Genomic DNA, 16,170 nt, shown 5'->3' on the forward strand with positions numbered 1-16,170 from the left:
CACATAGTGGCCGCTTTTTTTGTGCTCGTCCATCGAGCATTAATTTTTTTGGCTAAACCAAACGCTACACGTCTTTAGAAATATTTTCATCTACCGCACTATTGTCAGCGATCGGTAGCGTGAAATAAAACGTCGATCCTTCGCCTTCTTTGGACGTGAATGCTATCTCCCCTTGCATACGGTTCACCATCTGCTTACAAATTGATAAGCCTAGACCAGTGCCGCCTTTTTGGCGTGTGCTGCTGCCGTCAACTTGCGAGAATTTTTTGAATAAACGATCTTGAAATTGCTCGGGAATTCCTTCGCCATGGTCTTTGACGAAGATTTTCACATATCCAAACTCTTTTATCATGTTGATTTCAACCTTACTGTCTGGGCGTGAAAATTTTGCCGCGTTGGATAAGAGATTTGACATGATTTGTTGCACTCGCTGTGCGTCAGCTTTGATCAAACAATCCTGTTCCAGTCTCATGAAGTTGAAATGTACTTGATACTCGCGAGCGAAACTTTGATTGTTTTCTATACTCTCCGCGATGAGTTGATTTGCGGAGAGAGTCTGAATAACAAAATCCATTTTCCCAGCAACTAACTTGTCCATATCTAATATGTCATTGATGATCAATGCGAGCTGCTGCCCATTCTGTAGTGCGATATGTATCATGCGGGCGAGTGACTCTGGCAAGTTTCCAAAAATCCCACCTTCGATTAATTTTAGTGAGCCGATAATGGAGGTCAATGGCGTTCTAAGTTCATGACTGACGATGGACACAAATTCACTTTGCATTAACTCCAAACGCTTGCGTTCACTGATATCTCTTACTACGATAATCAGTTCCGTCCCCGTTTTTTGTTGGAGGGGAGACAGGCTAAATTCAATGTGAACAAGATTAGCTTGCGCATCGGTGATGCTAGTTTCACGAGTGAAGTAAAGCGGTGAATTGGCTGACATATTTCGTTCATCCGTATTTTGTTCCATCGTATTTTGTTTAGCCGTGTTGTTCTCAGTTGCCGCAAATGTTGCTATGAAATTCTGTATTTCGGCGCGCAGATGTGGGCTATGATCACCGCAGATGAGTGTGAAGAAATTGGTGTCGAGATAGAATTTTTCTGGTTGCTTCCAAAGTGCCATGGCAGCGGGGTTGATTGACCTAATTTCGCCATCTAAACTGGCACTGATAATTCCTTCGACGACTTTATTTAAAATCGTTTGTGTATATTCTGCACTGGCTTGTAGTTGACTTTCTGCCGCGACTCGCCGGCTGATATCAATGACTTGAAAGATCCAATAAGTTTTTTCTAAATTTTCATATTCAATCAAGGCTAAGCTGAGCAAACAAGTGACGCTATTACCATCGCGATGTCGTAGATTTAATTCAAATTGCAGGCTACTTTTGTCTTGATGTTCCCACTGTTGTTGAAGCGCCGAAGGGCTTAGTTGTTCGGCTAAATCACTGATCGGTTTTTGTAGTAATTCATATTCTTCATAACCTAAAATGGTGCATAACATGGGATTAGCGCTGATCCATTTTCCATCTGTATCAACTAAGGCCATACCTTGCGGCGCGGTATTAAATGCACGCATAAATCTTTGCTGACTTTCGTTGAGCGCGAAATAGGCACGGGTTTGTTTTCGATAGGACTGCAGCGTTTTTGCGATTAACAAGCTCAAGAGTATGGCGACTAGCCAACCTGCAAATCGTTGCGATTGCGTATAAATAAAATCCGAATGGGGATTGCTACTGGTCGCAATCAATTCTAAATTTCGACCTGGAATATTGAGCTTAAGTTTGCCCGTGATGCGATTTTCCGACCTGTCGGCGATTTCAGCATTTTTAGTATTGCCATAGATGATCTGGACATTGGAAGCGTTTTCGAGGTCAGCAATCGAAAAATGAAGTCTGAGTTGTTGTGCTCTTTGTTCTGCCAATCTGAATACCACTTTGGCGTTCAAAACGGTACTGATCATTCCCCAATAATTGCCATTTTTGAGAAACACAGGAACACGATAAGCTAAGCCTAATCCACCTTGTTTCAATTCAAAAGGTCCCACCAGAGCTGGACGAGTGCTACGTATGATCTTTTCTATCGCTGGCCATTGTTCTTGTTGGTCGGGATAGTAAAGTCCTAGTGCGGATTCGTTTCCCGTCATGGGGACGACGGTTTGAATTTTATTCCCCGGCGCTAGGGTTATATTGCGTATGCTGGGTTCTTTCGATTGCAAATCAAGTAACCACGGTTCTACTTCTTGGACTTGATATTGCCCATCTTTTGACTTAATGAATGAGACCAAACCAGAGGCGAGGTAAATCGTCGTGTTTAGCTGAGATTCTATGATGGCGCGGATTTCACCAGCGTTACTGATGATATTTTCACGTGCAACACTTTCTTGTCGACGACGCTCTTCAAAGAGAATGAGTTCGGTTGCGAGGCCGGTTCCGACGAAAACGATTATCGGCAAGATGCGCTCCAGCCACCGACGACCTGGCGATTCGCGTTCTAAAAAACGGAGTGAAGGTATGGCCATCTGAATTCAATTGAGATTCAATCGAGCAATTTCTTTAATATTCTTAAATACTTTTCAGATTCAAACATATTCGATGTGTATTGTCTTGATTTTGCACTACTTTTTAGCTGAATTGTTGCTACTCAATGTCAATCGATAACAATCTTTCACATTGAAGATCAATTGGTGTGCTTTTAGGCACGGTTTTCTGTGATTTTCTTTGACCTTTGGTCTTTCACTGCCATTCAACGCTTTTTTCTACATCAATTGTTGGCCAAGTTTCACAGAGTTTCGAGATGTGATACTGCGATAGAAATTTTTTTTTGATAAATCAATGTGTGAATTTTGACAGGCTATGCCTGATTTTTGGCTGTTTGTCTCAAACTCAAGGTGTGCATCCTCGACTTCATTTATTGTGCGTTCATCAGATTCGAAAAACCTTAATTCATCGAATTTAATGCGATCTGCAATGAAATTAATTTAGGTTCTATGGCAAGTATAGATCGCCATGGAATCCAATAAAAACGAGGAGAAGCATGATGTTAGAGATACGCCACGTGAGTAAGAAATTTGGAAAAAACGTCACTGCGGTGGACGATGTCAGTTTGAGCCTAAAGCGCGGAGTTTTGGGTTTGATTGGACACAATGGCGCAGGTAAAACGACCTTGATGCAAATGATCGCCACCTTAACCAGACCGACTAGCGGTGAAATTATTTTTCAGGGTGTGGACATCGTTAAAGCGCCCGATGCGATTCGCACACGACTAGGATTTTTGCCGCAAGATTTTGGTGTGTATCCAAATTTGAGCGCGCTTGAATTTATGCAATATTTTGCAGCCTTGAAAGGCGTGCGCGATCCAGAACGGATTCGTTATTTGCTGGAATTAGTGAATTTGACTGAACATGCACAACGCTCTGCGGCAGCATTTTCAGGCGGCATGCGGCGCCGTTTAGGGATCGCACAAGCCTTACTGAATGATCCTGATATTTTGGTGGTCGATGAACCTACTGCTGGATTAGACCCAGAAGAACGTTTGCGTTTTCGAAATTTGTTGTCAGACTTGGGTGAGGAAAAGCTCGTTATTATGTCGACGCATATTGTTTCAGACGTTGAGAGTGTGGCGAGCGAATTGGCGATCATGCGGTCTGGAAAATTGATAGGCTTCGAGACGCCAGAAGCGATGATCACCAAAGCACACGGGCAGATTTGGACGGTACTGGTTGAAAATGGCGAAGCCGAAAACCTGCGTCAGCGCTGTCAAGTTCTGCAATCGCAACGCCAGTCAGAATTGACATCTTTGCGCATTGCGCATTCTGTTAGGCCGCACCCTGATGCGCAATTAGTCGTGCCAAACTTAGAGGATGCATTAATGGCACAACGTTATTCTTTGCAAGAGGTGGTGTGATGGCAGGCACTCCTTTTTCGACAGATTCTCAGTTAAGGTCGGGGATGCCCAAGCGCTCAGAGTTCTTGGGAATGGATGCGACTCATGCGGCTGTGGTCGCTGATCATGGGTGGCGGCACACCTTGCACCTAATCCGCGTGCTATCACTTAACGAAGTCAGGCTGCGCATGCGCAGGCTTAGTACCTTGTTTGCTGTCATGGCAATGATAGCGATCAGTTGGGCAATGATCGTTGATCCGCAAACAGGTTCCAGCATGATGGCGATTAACAATGCGCGGGTCTTATACACCAGCTCAGCACTTGCCATGGGAAGTGCGAGCTTGTTGAGTTTTTTATTGGCACTGATAGGCTTTTATCTGGTGCGTGGCCGGATAGTGGAGGACTTGCGTAGTGGCATAGGAAGCGTGATTGCATCAACTTCTGTTAGTAATAGTTTGTTTTTGTTTAGTCGCTGGCTGGGTGGCGCGGCATATATGCTCGCATTGGTGTTGGTTGCGATGTTCTCAATCATTGTGTTACACGCGATCCGTGGTGATGGCCCGATACAATTGTGGGTCTATTTGCAGACTTATCTATTGGTGTTGGGGCCGATGATCGTGTTCGCAGTAGGAGCCGCAATTTTGTTTGATAGTGTTCCAGTGTTAATGGGTAAAGCTGGCGACTTTTTATACTTTATTGCTTGGGTCATGCAAATATCGATTATTTCCAAAATCGAAGAATTGAGTGCAGGCGCGATGTCGCCTTGGTTGTTGCTCGATTTTAGTGGACTGGTGACGACGATATTTACTTTGAAGGCGCATCTGTTCACCAATCATTTTTCTTTGGGGTCCAGTACCTTTGATCCGCAGGTGACACCGATTACTTTGCCTGTGGTGATGTGGTCCATGCAGATGGCACTGATGCGTATTGGTACTGCGGCACTGGCTTTATGCTTGCTACTTCCCGCTGTTCCGCTATTTCACCGATTTTCACCAGATAAAGTCAAACAATCACATGCACGGAAACGTCGCTCACCTTTGGAAATTTTGAATGGCTGGTCGCGTCCTTTGGCTAAACAGGTGCAAGCCTTATTTGTATGGTCTGCGCAGTTTCCGAATTTTTTTGGGCAGGTATTGGCAGATATTGCCTTAACGCTAGTTAATGCACCGTTTGCGATTTTGGTGCTGGTGGTCGTTACCGTCTTTGCCGCACTGATGAAGCTCCAATCTTTGTCTGGATTGACTCTCTTTGCCGTTGCATTTTGGGGCGTATTAATTAGCGATGTTAGTACGCGTGATTTTCAGGCAGCGATCGAAGGCATGACTGCGGCGGTGAATGGCGGCGCAATGAGACGCTACTTGCGGCAATTAAGTGCAACGATGGTGTTGGGATTTTTATTCGTTGGCGTGATCTTGTTTCGTCTCAGTTTTGCTAGTCCGTTTATGGCGCTTGTTTTGGCTATTGGTATTGTCAGCATGAGTGCTTTGGCCACCGCTCTGGGGAAAACCTCGAAAACATCCAAAACGTTTATGTCTTTGTATCTGTTCACACTCTATGTTGCGACTCAAGCGACTAAAGCGCCGATCTTAGATATTTTTGGCTTTAATGGCGTGGCGACTAGTGCGCAAGTATTGATGCACTTAGAGATTGCCGCAGCCGCGATATTCACTGGATATTTTTACACACGCTGGAAGAGCGCTTAATTGTATTTGCTGGTTATTTACCTAGTGTTAGATTAATTTTGACAAACAATTTATTTTTTTGATGGAAAGCTCAGACAAAAAGTATCGTGATATATTGTCTAATATCAATATTATCTCGATACTTTTTGTGATTTGGTAATGCTGATTAGCAAATACTGCTAATGCTGCAATCGCCATACGTCACAAGTACGGTAAAGCTTTCATGATTGAACTACGTCGAAGTCCCCGAATAAATGTCACGTGGCGAGGCCTGATTAAAATGGGCGAGGGCAAAGTTGACCCCATTCGGGTTTTTAATGTGTCTGAAACCGGCATACTCATCATGAGTGAGCAAGCGTTGATCATTGAAAAAGAATACCAAGTAATGCTGGAGATTCCTCATATCGATCAAGAAGCGATGACTCCTTTCAAGGTTCCATGTAAAGTGATCGTTTTGCATTCAATCCTAAGTGGCAATTTTTTTCGGGTTGGTGTCCGCCTAATCGAAATCGCCACCTTGCATCGTGATTTAATTAATGCATGGATTTCACTGTCAAAAAAATTCGACCCTCCAAAAGAACAATGACTTGATGACAGGCAAGAATATGCTTGCCTATTCTTGCTCTGAGTTCGACTTAACTTGTCCTGAATGCAGTAAAAGGCTAAAATGCTCGCGTTTTGGTGCTCGCCGACATAATCATGTTGGCGGTTAAACGGGAAACATAATGCTAAATGCATAAGTGTGCTGCCCCCGCAACGGTGTACAAACGTCTAATTTTGCTTTAACTAATTAGGCCAGCCATCCTTCATTACCACTGTGCTTGCTGCATGGGAAGGTGTGATGGTGATGTTTGTTAGCCCGGATACCGGCCAAGATAAGTGAAGTATTGCGAACGGGGATGTTCTGTAGTGATTTTTTCTTGCGCTGGTTTTCTCTAGAACTATCTCAGTGAATAAGTAATTTCAGTGATGCCGAACCATTAATCAAATTTAATGGCTGGCTTCTACATTTCTATTCGTGTCATATTTTGTATTCGAGCACCTAACGGGGATGAGGGTGGCTTGCGACTTGCTATCTGCGGTTTCATGCAATTTCATGCGGTTTTATGATAATGACTTGCCGATAGCCTATCAATGTGATTTTATAATGATTCAACATTTCAAACCTCTTAGCTTGGGCTTGGCTATTGCCGCCTGTTTTTCTACACCAGTATCTGCACAAAATACTAATTCTCAAGATCAGGTACTGATTACCGCGACACGACAAGTCCAGCTTGCCAAGGATGTATTGGCGGATAATGTCGTTCTCACAGCAGAACAAATTTTAAGATCCGGTGCGACTAGCATCGTTGATCTCTTGCAGCAACAGCGCGGTATTGAGATTTCTCGTACTGGTGGTGCTGGTTCTGTGTCATCCGTATTTATTCGTGGCGCAGCAAATGCGCAAAGCGTTGTGTTTGTGGATGGTGTGCGCATTGGTTCTTCCACTACTGGTGGTGCGACCTGGAGCAGCATTCCTTTATCTCAAATTGAGCGGATTGAGATTGTGTATGGTCCGCTGTCTAGTCTGTATGGTGCGGATGCCATGGGTGGCGTCATTCAATTATTCACGAAGAAATCTGGTCCGCAATCACGTACTAGCTTAAATTTTGGCATGGGCAGTAATCATTTACGTAAATTCGAAGCTGGTGTCTTTGGCTCTTCTGCCAATGATTTTCAATATAGTTTGAACACGGCTAAAGAAAGTACGGACGGATTTTCTGCTTCTAAGCCAGGCGCTGGTGCTTACACTTACAATGCCGACAAAGATGGCTACACGCAAAAAAGTTTTAACGGTAATTTGTCTTGGAAATTGAATCAGGAATTAACAGTCGGCGTGAATTTTGTACAAAGTACGCTGGATGTGGATTTCGATGCAGGCCCATCCTACCGTGATCGCGGTCAGCAAAAATTTGACAACGTTGCGACTTTTGCGAAAGCAAAATTGGCGCAAAACTGGAATTCTAGTTTGCAATTTTCACGCAATACTGATCGCGTATTTAGTGACGCCTCGTATGGCAAAAGCAATGCTGATACAGCGCAGCGCGGTTGGACTTGGCAGAATGATGTGAGCTTTGGTAAAGATGTCTTGCAGTTTGTTGCTGAAAAACGCGAAGAAGATGTGCGTACGAATACCGCGAGCATGAATGGCAAACGTGATACGCAATCTTATGCGGCTGCGTATGTCATGAAACAAGATGCCCATTTGGCGAGTGTGAGTGCGCGTATCGACGATAGCTCACAGTATGGTAAGCACAATACTGGCAGCATCGCGTATGGTTATAAATTGAGTGATGCATTGCGTGTCAACGCTAGCTATGGCACGAGCTTCCGTGCGCCGACATTTAATGAATTGTACTATCCAGGATACGGCGTTAAATCGAATAAACCTGAATTAGGCAAAAATGCTGAAATAGGTGTGTTCTATGATGATAGTTTGGTGCAATTGAGTGCGGTTTACTACCAAAATAAAATCACCGATTTGTTAACCTACACTGATAAAACACATTGCCCAGTCGGTTACACCTATGGCTGCGCTGTAAACATTAACAAGGGAACTTTATCCGGTTTGACGATGGGTGCATCGACCCGCCTCGGTGCTTGGAATTTGCGTACGACTATCGACATTCAAGATCCAAGAGACGACACTACAGACAAGAGCTTGGCACGCCGTGCTAAGCAGCATGCAAGTTTTGGCGTCGATTATCATATTGATGATCTGACATTCGGTATCGAAAACGTTTTGTCCGGTGAGCGTTTTGATGATGCCGCCAATAAAAATCGTTTAGGCGGCTACGGCGTCGTGAATCTGGTGACGACTTATAAGTTCGGCACAAACTGGTCCTTATTGGCACGTTGGAATAACATCGGCAATAAAGACTATGAATTGGCGAAGAATTACCGTACACCTGGTTCTAATGTTTACGTTGGTTTGAGCTACGGCTTTAAATAAATCCTAGAGCAGTAGTGATTTGGAAAAAAGGGTATCGATTATTTTTGAATAGAAAAGCATCGATACCCTTAACTTTAAGTAGACATTGGGTCGTCAATCGGTAGCCACTGAGTAGCAACTATGTAGCAACTAAGTAGCGTAAAGGAAGCATTATCGTGTTAATTAACTCGCAAAAACGTGCAATTCTCCTGATTTTGGGGATGGGTGCACTTGCCTTGTTGAGTTTGTTATTTGCCTGCTTAATTGGTTCCGTTCCCCTGTCTTTGAGTGAGTTGCAACAGGCCTTGCTTGAATTGTTGCATGGTCAGAATTCAACGTTGGCTACTAGCGTACTGGATTTGCGCTTGTCTCGTGCGACCTCTGGTTTTGTTACTGGAGCGACGCTGGCTTTGTCTGGTGTCTTGATGCAAGCCCTATTGCGCAACCCTTTGGCCGATCCATATGTGCTGGGCTTGTCTGGTGGTGCTTCGGTTGGGGCACTTGCGATGATCTTATTTTTTGGTACTGGTGTGATGGTCGATGTCGCTGCATTTGGCGGTTCGCTCTCTGTCGCGGCATTATTATTTTTGTTGGCCTACCGTGATCTGCGTGGCTCTGGCAGCTCAGAAGGTAGTGCGCCTCTTTTATTATTGACTGGTGTGATCGTTGCAGCTGGCTGCGGTGCTATGGTCACCTTATTGTTATCGATTGCGCCTGATACCAGCCTGCGCGGCATGGTGTTTTGGATGATCGGTGATTTGTCGAATACGCAGCCGCGTTACTTGTCTTGGATTATTTTGATCGTGGTACTGATCTTGATGATGAAGAATGCAAGAGCGATCAACGTCGCCGCGATGCATGCTGATAATGCCAGCACTTTAGGGATCAATATTGGTCGTTTGCGACAACTCTTGTTTGTGAGCGCTGCTTTATTGACTGCGAGTGCTGTCAGTGCTGCCGGTAGCATAGGATTTGTCGGGCTCATCATTCCGCATGCTTGCCGTTTTGCCTTGGGGCCAGATCATCGATTATTAATCCCCGTTGCTAGCTTGGCTGGCGGTAGTTTTTTAGTTTGTGCAGACGCGCTTGCGCGCACGGTGGTTGCGCCTCAGCAGTTGCCGGTGGGCGTGATTACGGCCCTGATCGGCGTCCCTGTATTTCTGATTCAATTGCACCAGTTGCGGAGAAATTGATGATGACGCACACGGTATTGAAAACGCTTGATGTAGGTTTGAGTGTGGGCTCAAGCAGCGCCAGTAAAGCATTAGTCAATAATCTGAATTGGCAAGTGCAGAGTGGGGAATGTTGGTGCGTGATTGGTCGCAATGGCGCAGGTAAAAGTACATTGTTACGCAGTCTGGCGCGTTTGCGTGAGACTGATGCTGGAACAATTCAATTGCATGGACGGGATCTGAATGATTGGACCTTAGAAGAACTGGCGCGACAACGAGCCTATTTATCGCAATCTCGGGTTGATGCTTTTGCTTATCGGGTGATCGAAACTGTTTTGAGTGCACGGCATCCTTATCACGACACCCATTTTTGGGAATCAAAACAAGATCATGAAATCGCCTTGAATGCATTGCGTTTATTAGATGTCGCCGAATTTGCACAGCGCGACGTACGTAGTCTTTCTGGCGGAGAGCGACAACGCGTGGCGATCGCCGCTTTACTGGCTCAAGATGCGAGTTTACTTTTATTGGATGAACCTGCGAATGCGCTTGACCTTAGTCATCAGGTAAGCGTGATGCAATTGTTGGCACGTGAATGTGTGAACAAACAGAAAGCCGTGATCATGGTTAGCCATGATTTGAACTTGTCATATGGTATCGCTAGCCATGCTTTGTTGATGATGCCTGATGGATCTTATTTGTGCGGCGACAAAGAACAAGTGATGACCGTTGATAACTTGAGCCGTTGCCTTGCGCATCCGATTGAGCGTTTTGTCCACGGTGAGCAGGTCTTATTTTTGCCGAGTACAAAAGTGACATCGTCTTAGTCGTATCGTCGTTTGTTTCGTCAGTAGCTACGACCCTTTAAGTAGTTATTTAGGTCTTCGCCTGAGTTCAGGCAAGTTTCCCAATTTTTTTAATTAATCAGCGTGCTGAATTGGTTCCAATTTCGATCAGCATTTGATCTGTACACAGGAGATGTTTCGATGTACGAGCAACATACCTCAGCCCCCATTGTAATGATTTCGGCGATAGCGTCAGGGCAGGGTAAAACCACGGTTACTGCGGCACTAGCACGTCATTTCACTCAGGCAGGCAAGAAGGTCCGCGTATTCAAAACGGGTGCAGATTTCATTGATCCCATGATGTTGCAGCAAGCTTGCGGTAGTCCAGTTTTGTCACTGGATTTGTGGTTGTTAGGACTGCCAGCATGCCGTGCTTTATTGGCAGAAGCGGCTCATCAAGCTGATATCGTTTTAATTGAAGGAGTCATGGGTTTGTATGATGGTGCTCCGTCGTCCGCAGATTTGGCAAATGCTTTCGGTGTGCCCGTACTGGCAGTCATTGATGCCTCCTCGATGGCGCAAACTGTGGGGGCGATTGCACTTGGTTTACGTGATTTTGGCCCCGTGCAATTAGCTGGTGTGGTGGCGAACCGGGTCGCATCTGCTGGACACTTGAGTATGATACAAAGCGCATTGCGTGATATTCCTGTTTTGGGAAGTTTGGCACGGCAAGAGCAAGCACTGCCCGAGCGGCATTTGGGTTTGGTATTGCCAGACGAAGTGGCGGATATTGATACGATTTTGAATCAATTGGCGGCAAGCCTCATTATCGATGATGCGGCTTGGCAAGCGATAACTCGCGTTGATTTCTCTGAGCAGGATTTAAATTTGCCCACTGTTCCTCGTTTGTTAGAAGGGCGACATGTTGCCATCGCTAAAGATGCTGCTTTTGCTTTTCTATATCCTGCTAATGTACAAGCATTAATGGATATGGGAGCACAGATTAGCTATTTTTCACCAGTGGCGGATGAGACTATTCCTGACGATGCCGATGCTGTCTATTTGCCTGGCGGTTATCCTGAACTACATGCAGAACAATTAGGTAGAGCTGGCAACTGGCAAGCTTCTTTACAGTCATTTTTAACAGCGCAAAAACCCGTGTATGCAGAGTGCGGCGGCATGATCAGTTTGGTTGATGATTTGATAGATCAACGTGGCGACTCGTGGAAAATGGCTGGAATCTTAAGCGGCACGATCACGATGCAAAAGCGTCTGGCTGCTTTAGGAATGCAAAGCTGGATCTCGTCAGCAGGTGAGTTACGCGGACATACATTTCATTACTCCACTTTTGCCTGCTCCTTGGTTCCAGCGGCACACACACGCAGACAAAAGACGCAAGATCAAGGTGAGGCGATTTATCGGCTAGGTAGTTTGCAGGCAACTTACTTTCACGCCTACTTTCCTTCGAATTATGTGGCGAGCGCAAATTTGTTTTTAACGGCAAGCCAAGACTAAATACAGGACTAGACTGAAGCACACATGAAAATTCAAACTTTGATGGTGCAAGGCACCACTTCTGATGCCGGTAAATCGACAGTGGTTGCGGCATTGTGTCGCCTATTGCAACGTGAAGCGGTGCGCGTGGTGCCGATGAAGCCACAAAATATGGCGTTGAATAGTGCCGTGACTTCAGATGGCGGCGAGATCGGGAGAGCGCAAGCTTTGCAAGCACAAGCTGCTGGCCTTGCGCCACATACCGATATGAATCCGGTCTTGATCAAACCATCCTCCGATACCGGAGCGCAAATTATTGTGCATGGCAAAGTCAGAGCAGATATGGATGCGCGTGATTATGATCAATACAAAACTGTTGCGATGTCCGCGGTGCTGGAGTCGTACGCGCGCTTGCAACAGCAATACGATGCGATAGTTGTGGAAGGCGCGGGAAGTCCGGCTGAAGTAAATCTGCGTGCGCGTGATATTGCGAATATGGGCTTCGCGGAAGCGGTTGATTGCCCAGTGATTTTAGTGGCAGACATTGATCGTGGTGGCGTCTTTGCCCATTTCATCGGCACCTTGGAATGTTTATCCGAATCCGAAAGAGCTCGTATCGTAGGCTTTGTGATCAATCGGTTTCGTGGCGATATTAGTTTGTTAGAGCCAGGCTTAGATTGGTTGGAAGAAAAAACCGGAAAACCCGTGTTGGCAGTTCTTCCATATTTGCATGGCTTAATGTTAGATGCGGAAGACGCAATTCAGGTGAAGCAAAATACTACTGGCAAATTTCGCATTATTGTTCCAGCGATTCCACGCATTGCGAATCACACAGATTTTGATGCTTTACGCGCACATCCCGATGTCGATTTGCAATTCATAGGGCCGGATCATCCGATTCCTGCAGCTGATTTGATTATTCTTCCTGGTAGTAAAAATACGCGTGATGATTTGGCATTTTTACAGCAACGTGGTTGGCAACAAGTCTTAGAAAAACATCTGCGGTATGGTGGCAAAGTGATCGGCATTTGTGGTGGATATCAAATGTTAGGGCAAGTTGTCAGTGATCCGCATGGTGTCGAAGGCCGCGCAGGGGACTCTGATGGATTGGGCTTACTAGACATTACAACGGAACTCACCCAAGAAAAACGTCTGCAACAAGTACAGGGCACCTGTGCTTTTGGCGATAATCTCACCGCCAAAGTCGAAGGCTATGAAATTCATATGGGGATTACGTATGCGAGCAGTGATACTTTGCCCGCCTTTGTGATTGCCAACGGTGCAGCAATAGAAGAAGAGGGAAGTCGTTCGCCCGATGACCAAATATTAGGCACGTATATTCATGGTTTGTTTGATCATCCGGATGCATGTCATTCCCTTTTGCGCTGGGCTGGGCTGCAAAGCGATGTCAAGGTCGATCTAAATTCTTTGCGTGAACAGAGTATTAACCGAGTGGCAGATGCTTGTTTACCTTTGTTGCAAGCTTTGCAGGCAATGTAAGCCTCGTCGTAACTGACATGATTTGAGTGTTCAAACGAAGCAGGGCTGGCACATTGATGCTGTTCAGTCCCTAAAATTGGTGAATCAGTACTGATCTCAGTCTTACTGCCCAGATAAGTAGTAATTCATTACGACCCGCTTTCATCTTGCGGGAGAGTTACAGGAGTATCTCAGGCGGCGTTCTATTGCAAGGTATAATGCGCGCCGGACAATAATTTGTCCGTATTTCGGTGCGCAAGTTTCCTCTTGTCTCCCTATGTTTCACTCTCTGCAGCTTTTGTATCAAAGTGTTTCCTTTTGGGTATTTTGCTGAACTTTATTGAATCAGCCCAAGTCGAAGCTGCATCTTTTAATCACTATTGGTCATACTATGTTTTCAGTTCCATCGCAATTTCGTTTAGCTTTAATCCCTTTGTCTGTCTTGTTAGCCTATAGCGCAACGGCTTCGGCACAACAAACGCAGGAAACCCAACAAACACAGCAAGCGAAAGAAGAAACAGATAAAAAGAAGCCAAAACAAGCAGCACCAGCAAATTTACAAACGCCAGCACCAGCCGTACAAAAAGTACAAGTCAGTGGTGCGAAAGGTTATGACGAGCGTCGTCAAGATACTGCTAGCAAAATTGTGGTGACTCAAGAGGATATCGTTCGCTATGGAGACACCAATATTGGTGACGTGTTGAAGCGTTTGCCAGGTGTGACTATCGGTGGTGTACAAGGTCGTGGCGGCGCGATTCGTATGCGTGGTCTTGGCGCTGGCTACACGCAGATTATGTTGAATGGTGAACCAAGTCCACCAGGATTTTCGCTCGACTCTATATCTCCCGATAATATCGAACGCATAGAAGTGATACGTGCTGCGACTGCGGAATTGAGTACGCAATCCATTGCTGGTGCGATCAATATCGTGTTGAAGAAAGCAATCGTCACTGCGCAGCGCGAAGTGAAATTCGGTATGAGTGAAGAGAATGGTAAATATGGCGTGAATGCTAGTTTGCAATTGTCGGATAAAGTCGGTAAATTATCTTACTCAGTGTCGGGTAATTTGATGCATGGTGAATTTGGGCGTCCTGATTCTAGTACTGAAGTGCGTACGGGCGCAGACCCAAGCACGAATTACGTTCATACAAGTAAAACTGAGAGTGAAGGTAAATTTCAATCCTTAGGTATTTCGCCTCGTATCAATTGGATGTTGGAAAACGGTGATATGTTGACCTCGCAAAGTTTTGCAAATATCAATCGTTTTACTAATCGCAATGTGCAGACGACGCAGACGAATAACGCCAATGATGCCTTGTTGTTTCTGAATGAAACATCAAAAAATGCTTCAGATAGTTCTTCTATCCGCTCCAATTTGACCTACGTGCATAAGTTAGCCGATAGCGCGAAATTGGATATGCGATTTGGGGCGAATTACAATCAACGTGACGGTGAAAATATTCTGATCGCACAAACGACTAAGCAAATTTTGAATCGTAGTTATATTTCAGAAAGTACGGATAACGGTTTTACTTATGGTGGTAAATACACAGCACCATTTGTGGAAGATCATGCTTTGGCAGCGGGCTGGGACGGTGGTTTTAGTAAACGCAGTGATACAGCTAAACGTGACGACGTGCTGACCGATACTAGCAATATTCCTGGCCCAATTCGACCAAATAGTACTGATGAATCTTATGGGGCTAATGTGAATCGTCTGGCTCTATTTGTGCAAGACGAATGGAATTATTCCAAGGCGTTGTCGATCTATGCAGGTGTTCGTTGGGAAGGCATTGACACTAAAAGTTCAGGTAATAAGTATGCTGAAATTAAGAATCGTTCCAGTGTATTGAGTCCGATTTTACAAACCTTGTACAAGATACCTGGCAGTAAGAATGATCAAGTGCGTTTAGGTATTACACGCACCTATAAAGCGCCGGATACTGGACGTTTGATTCCACGCCTATTTACAAGTTCGAATAACAGTGAAACTAATCCTGATAGTATGGGAAATCCGAATTTGAAACCCGAATTAGCATGGGGGTTAGATACCGGTTTTGAGCATTATTTGACGGATGGCGGTATCTTAAGTGTCAACTTTTTTATGCGTAGGATAGAAGACTTCACGCGTATTTCGGTCGAAAAGTACATCGATAAAAATGGAGAGCTTCGTTATGTTTCCATGCCTACCAATTCTGGCCTGGCGAATACTCGTGGCGTAGAATTTGACGCGAAATTTCCATTGCGTACATTGATGGAAGACGCCCCAGCGATCGATTTTCGTGCAAATTTGGCCTTTAACTCATCAACCGTAAATTCTGTGCCGGGCCCGAATAATCGACTCGATTCTCAAACGCCTGTGAGTGCGAACTTCGGTATGGATTATAAGCTTGATGATGTACCGCTGACGTTGGGTGGCAATCTGAGCTTTCAGAATGCTGGTATGGTGCGGATATCTGCTAATCAAAGCTCATATGGCATCCCTAAACGTGTGTTAGATGTGTATGCCCTGTGGAAATTTGGGAACCAAACAAATCTGCGCGTAGCCTTGGGTAATGCTCTGCATCAAGATAACATGTCTTCCAGCACCTACACTGATGCTAGTGGATCCATCGTACGCACAAATATTTCACAAACTCATTTGGCACTGCGTGTGAATTTCGAACATAAGTTTTAAGCGGAATCTGCTGATTGCTTGA

10 protein-coding genes and 1 riboswitch are annotated in these 16,170 nt (G+C 45.1%); of the genes, 9 read left to right on the top strand and 1 reads right to left on the bottom strand.

Going from position 1 to position 16,170, the window contains the following annotated elements; genetic code table 11:
• Positions 1 to 64: 64 nt before the first annotated feature.
• On the bottom strand, positions 65 to 2,524 hold the full coding sequence (locus tag H8K55_RS01030; protein WP_222612303.1) for an ATP-binding protein: 2,460 nt from the start codon (positions 2,522 to 2,524) through the stop codon (positions 65 to 67).
• Between the two features lie 518 nt (positions 2,525 to 3,042).
• Between H8K55_RS01030 and H8K55_RS01035 the strand changes: the two genes are divergently transcribed.
• The 9 genes from H8K55_RS01035 to H8K55_RS01075 all read left to right on the top strand — a co-directional run bounded on the left by H8K55_RS01035 (position 3,043) and on the right by H8K55_RS01075 (position 16,148).
• Positions 3,043 to 3,909, top strand: a complete 867-nt coding sequence (locus H8K55_RS01035; protein ID WP_186940166.1) for an ABC transporter ATP-binding protein — start codon at positions 3,043 to 3,045, stop codon at positions 3,907 to 3,909.
• On the top strand, positions 3,909 to 5,591 hold the full coding sequence (locus H8K55_RS01040; protein WP_186940167.1) for a hypothetical protein: 1,683 nt from the start codon (positions 3,909 to 3,911) through the stop codon (positions 5,589 to 5,591). Before H8K55_RS01035 ends, H8K55_RS01040 begins: the two co-directional genes overlap by 1 nt.
• 202 nt (positions 5,592 to 5,793) lie before the next feature.
• A complete protein-coding gene (locus H8K55_RS01045; RefSeq protein WP_186940168.1) occupies positions 5,794 to 6,156 on the top strand; it encodes a PilZ domain-containing protein in 363 nt (120 codons plus the stop codon).
• Between the two features lie 76 nt (positions 6,157 to 6,232).
• A riboswitch (cobalamin riboswitch) is annotated at positions 6,233 to 6,459 on the top strand.
• Between the two features lie 258 nt (positions 6,460 to 6,717).
• Positions 6,718 to 8,562 (top strand): TonB-dependent receptor domain-containing protein, encoded by a 1,845-nt coding sequence (locus H8K55_RS01050; protein WP_186940169.1) that lies wholly within the window; start codon positions 6,718 to 6,720, stop codon positions 8,560 to 8,562.
• A gap of 200 nt (positions 8,563 to 8,762) precedes the next feature.
• Positions 8,763 to 9,734, top strand: coding sequence for a FecCD family ABC transporter permease (locus tag H8K55_RS01055; RefSeq protein ID WP_186940328.1), 972 nt, complete (start codon positions 8,763 to 8,765; stop codon positions 9,732 to 9,734).
• Positions 9,734 to 10,540 carry an ABC transporter ATP-binding protein gene (locus tag H8K55_RS01060; protein ID WP_408057939.1) on the top strand — a complete coding sequence of 269 codons (807 nt, stop codon included), beginning with the start codon at positions 9,734 to 9,736 and terminating at the stop codon, positions 10,538 to 10,540. Before H8K55_RS01055 ends, H8K55_RS01060 begins: the two co-directional genes overlap by 1 nt.
• A 159-nt stretch (positions 10,541 to 10,699) precedes the next feature.
• Positions 10,700 to 12,013 (top strand): cobyrinate a,c-diamide synthase, encoded by a 1,314-nt coding sequence (locus H8K55_RS01065; protein ID WP_230408440.1) that lies wholly within the window; start codon positions 10,700 to 10,702, stop codon positions 12,011 to 12,013.
• 24 nt (positions 12,014 to 12,037) lie between these two features.
• Positions 12,038 to 13,492 carry a cobyric acid synthase gene (locus H8K55_RS01070; protein ID WP_230408441.1) on the top strand — a complete coding sequence of 485 codons (1,455 nt, stop codon included), beginning with the start codon at positions 12,038 to 12,040 and terminating at the stop codon, positions 13,490 to 13,492.
• Between the two features lie 370 nt (positions 13,493 to 13,862).
• On the top strand, positions 13,863 to 16,148 hold the full coding sequence (locus H8K55_RS01075; RefSeq protein ID WP_186940170.1) for a TonB-dependent receptor plug domain-containing protein: 2,286 nt from the start codon (positions 13,863 to 13,865) through the stop codon (positions 16,146 to 16,148).
• Positions 16,149 to 16,170: the final 22 nt, after the last annotated feature.

This window comes from Affinundibacterium flavidum, assembly GCF_014284175.1.
GTDB lineage: Bacteria > Pseudomonadota > Gammaproteobacteria > Burkholderiales > Burkholderiaceae_D > Undibacterium > Undibacterium flavidum.

Excerpts from the sequence above, each read along its gene's own strand:
- H8K55_RS01030 (WP_222612303.1), bottom strand. The coding sequence starts at position 2,524 with ATGGCCATACCTTCACTCCGTTTTTTAGAACGCGAATCGCCAGGTCGT.
- H8K55_RS01035 (WP_186940166.1), top strand. The coding sequence starts at position 3,043 with ATGTTAGAGATACGCCACGTGAGTAAGAAATTTGGAAAAAACGTCACT.
- H8K55_RS01040 (WP_186940167.1), top strand. The coding sequence starts at position 3,909 with ATGGCAGGCACTCCTTTTTCGACAGATTCTCAGTTAAGGTCGGGGATG.
- H8K55_RS01045 (WP_186940168.1), top strand. The coding sequence starts at position 5,794 with ATGATTGAACTACGTCGAAGTCCCCGAATAAATGTCACGTGGCGAGGC.
- H8K55_RS01050 (WP_186940169.1), top strand. The coding sequence starts at position 6,718 with ATGATTCAACATTTCAAACCTCTTAGCTTGGGCTTGGCTATTGCCGCC.
- H8K55_RS01055 (WP_186940328.1), top strand. The coding sequence starts at position 8,763 with ATGGGTGCACTTGCCTTGTTGAGTTTGTTATTTGCCTGCTTAATTGGT.
- H8K55_RS01060 (WP_408057939.1), top strand. The coding sequence starts at position 9,734 with ATGATGACGCACACGGTATTGAAAACGCTTGATGTAGGTTTGAGTGTG.
- H8K55_RS01065 (WP_230408440.1), top strand. The coding sequence starts at position 10,700 with ATGTACGAGCAACATACCTCAGCCCCCATTGTAATGATTTCGGCGATA.
- H8K55_RS01070 (WP_230408441.1), top strand. The coding sequence starts at position 12,038 with ATGAAAATTCAAACTTTGATGGTGCAAGGCACCACTTCTGATGCCGGT.
- H8K55_RS01075 (WP_186940170.1), top strand. The coding sequence starts at position 13,863 with ATGTTTTCAGTTCCATCGCAATTTCGTTTAGCTTTAATCCCTTTGTCT.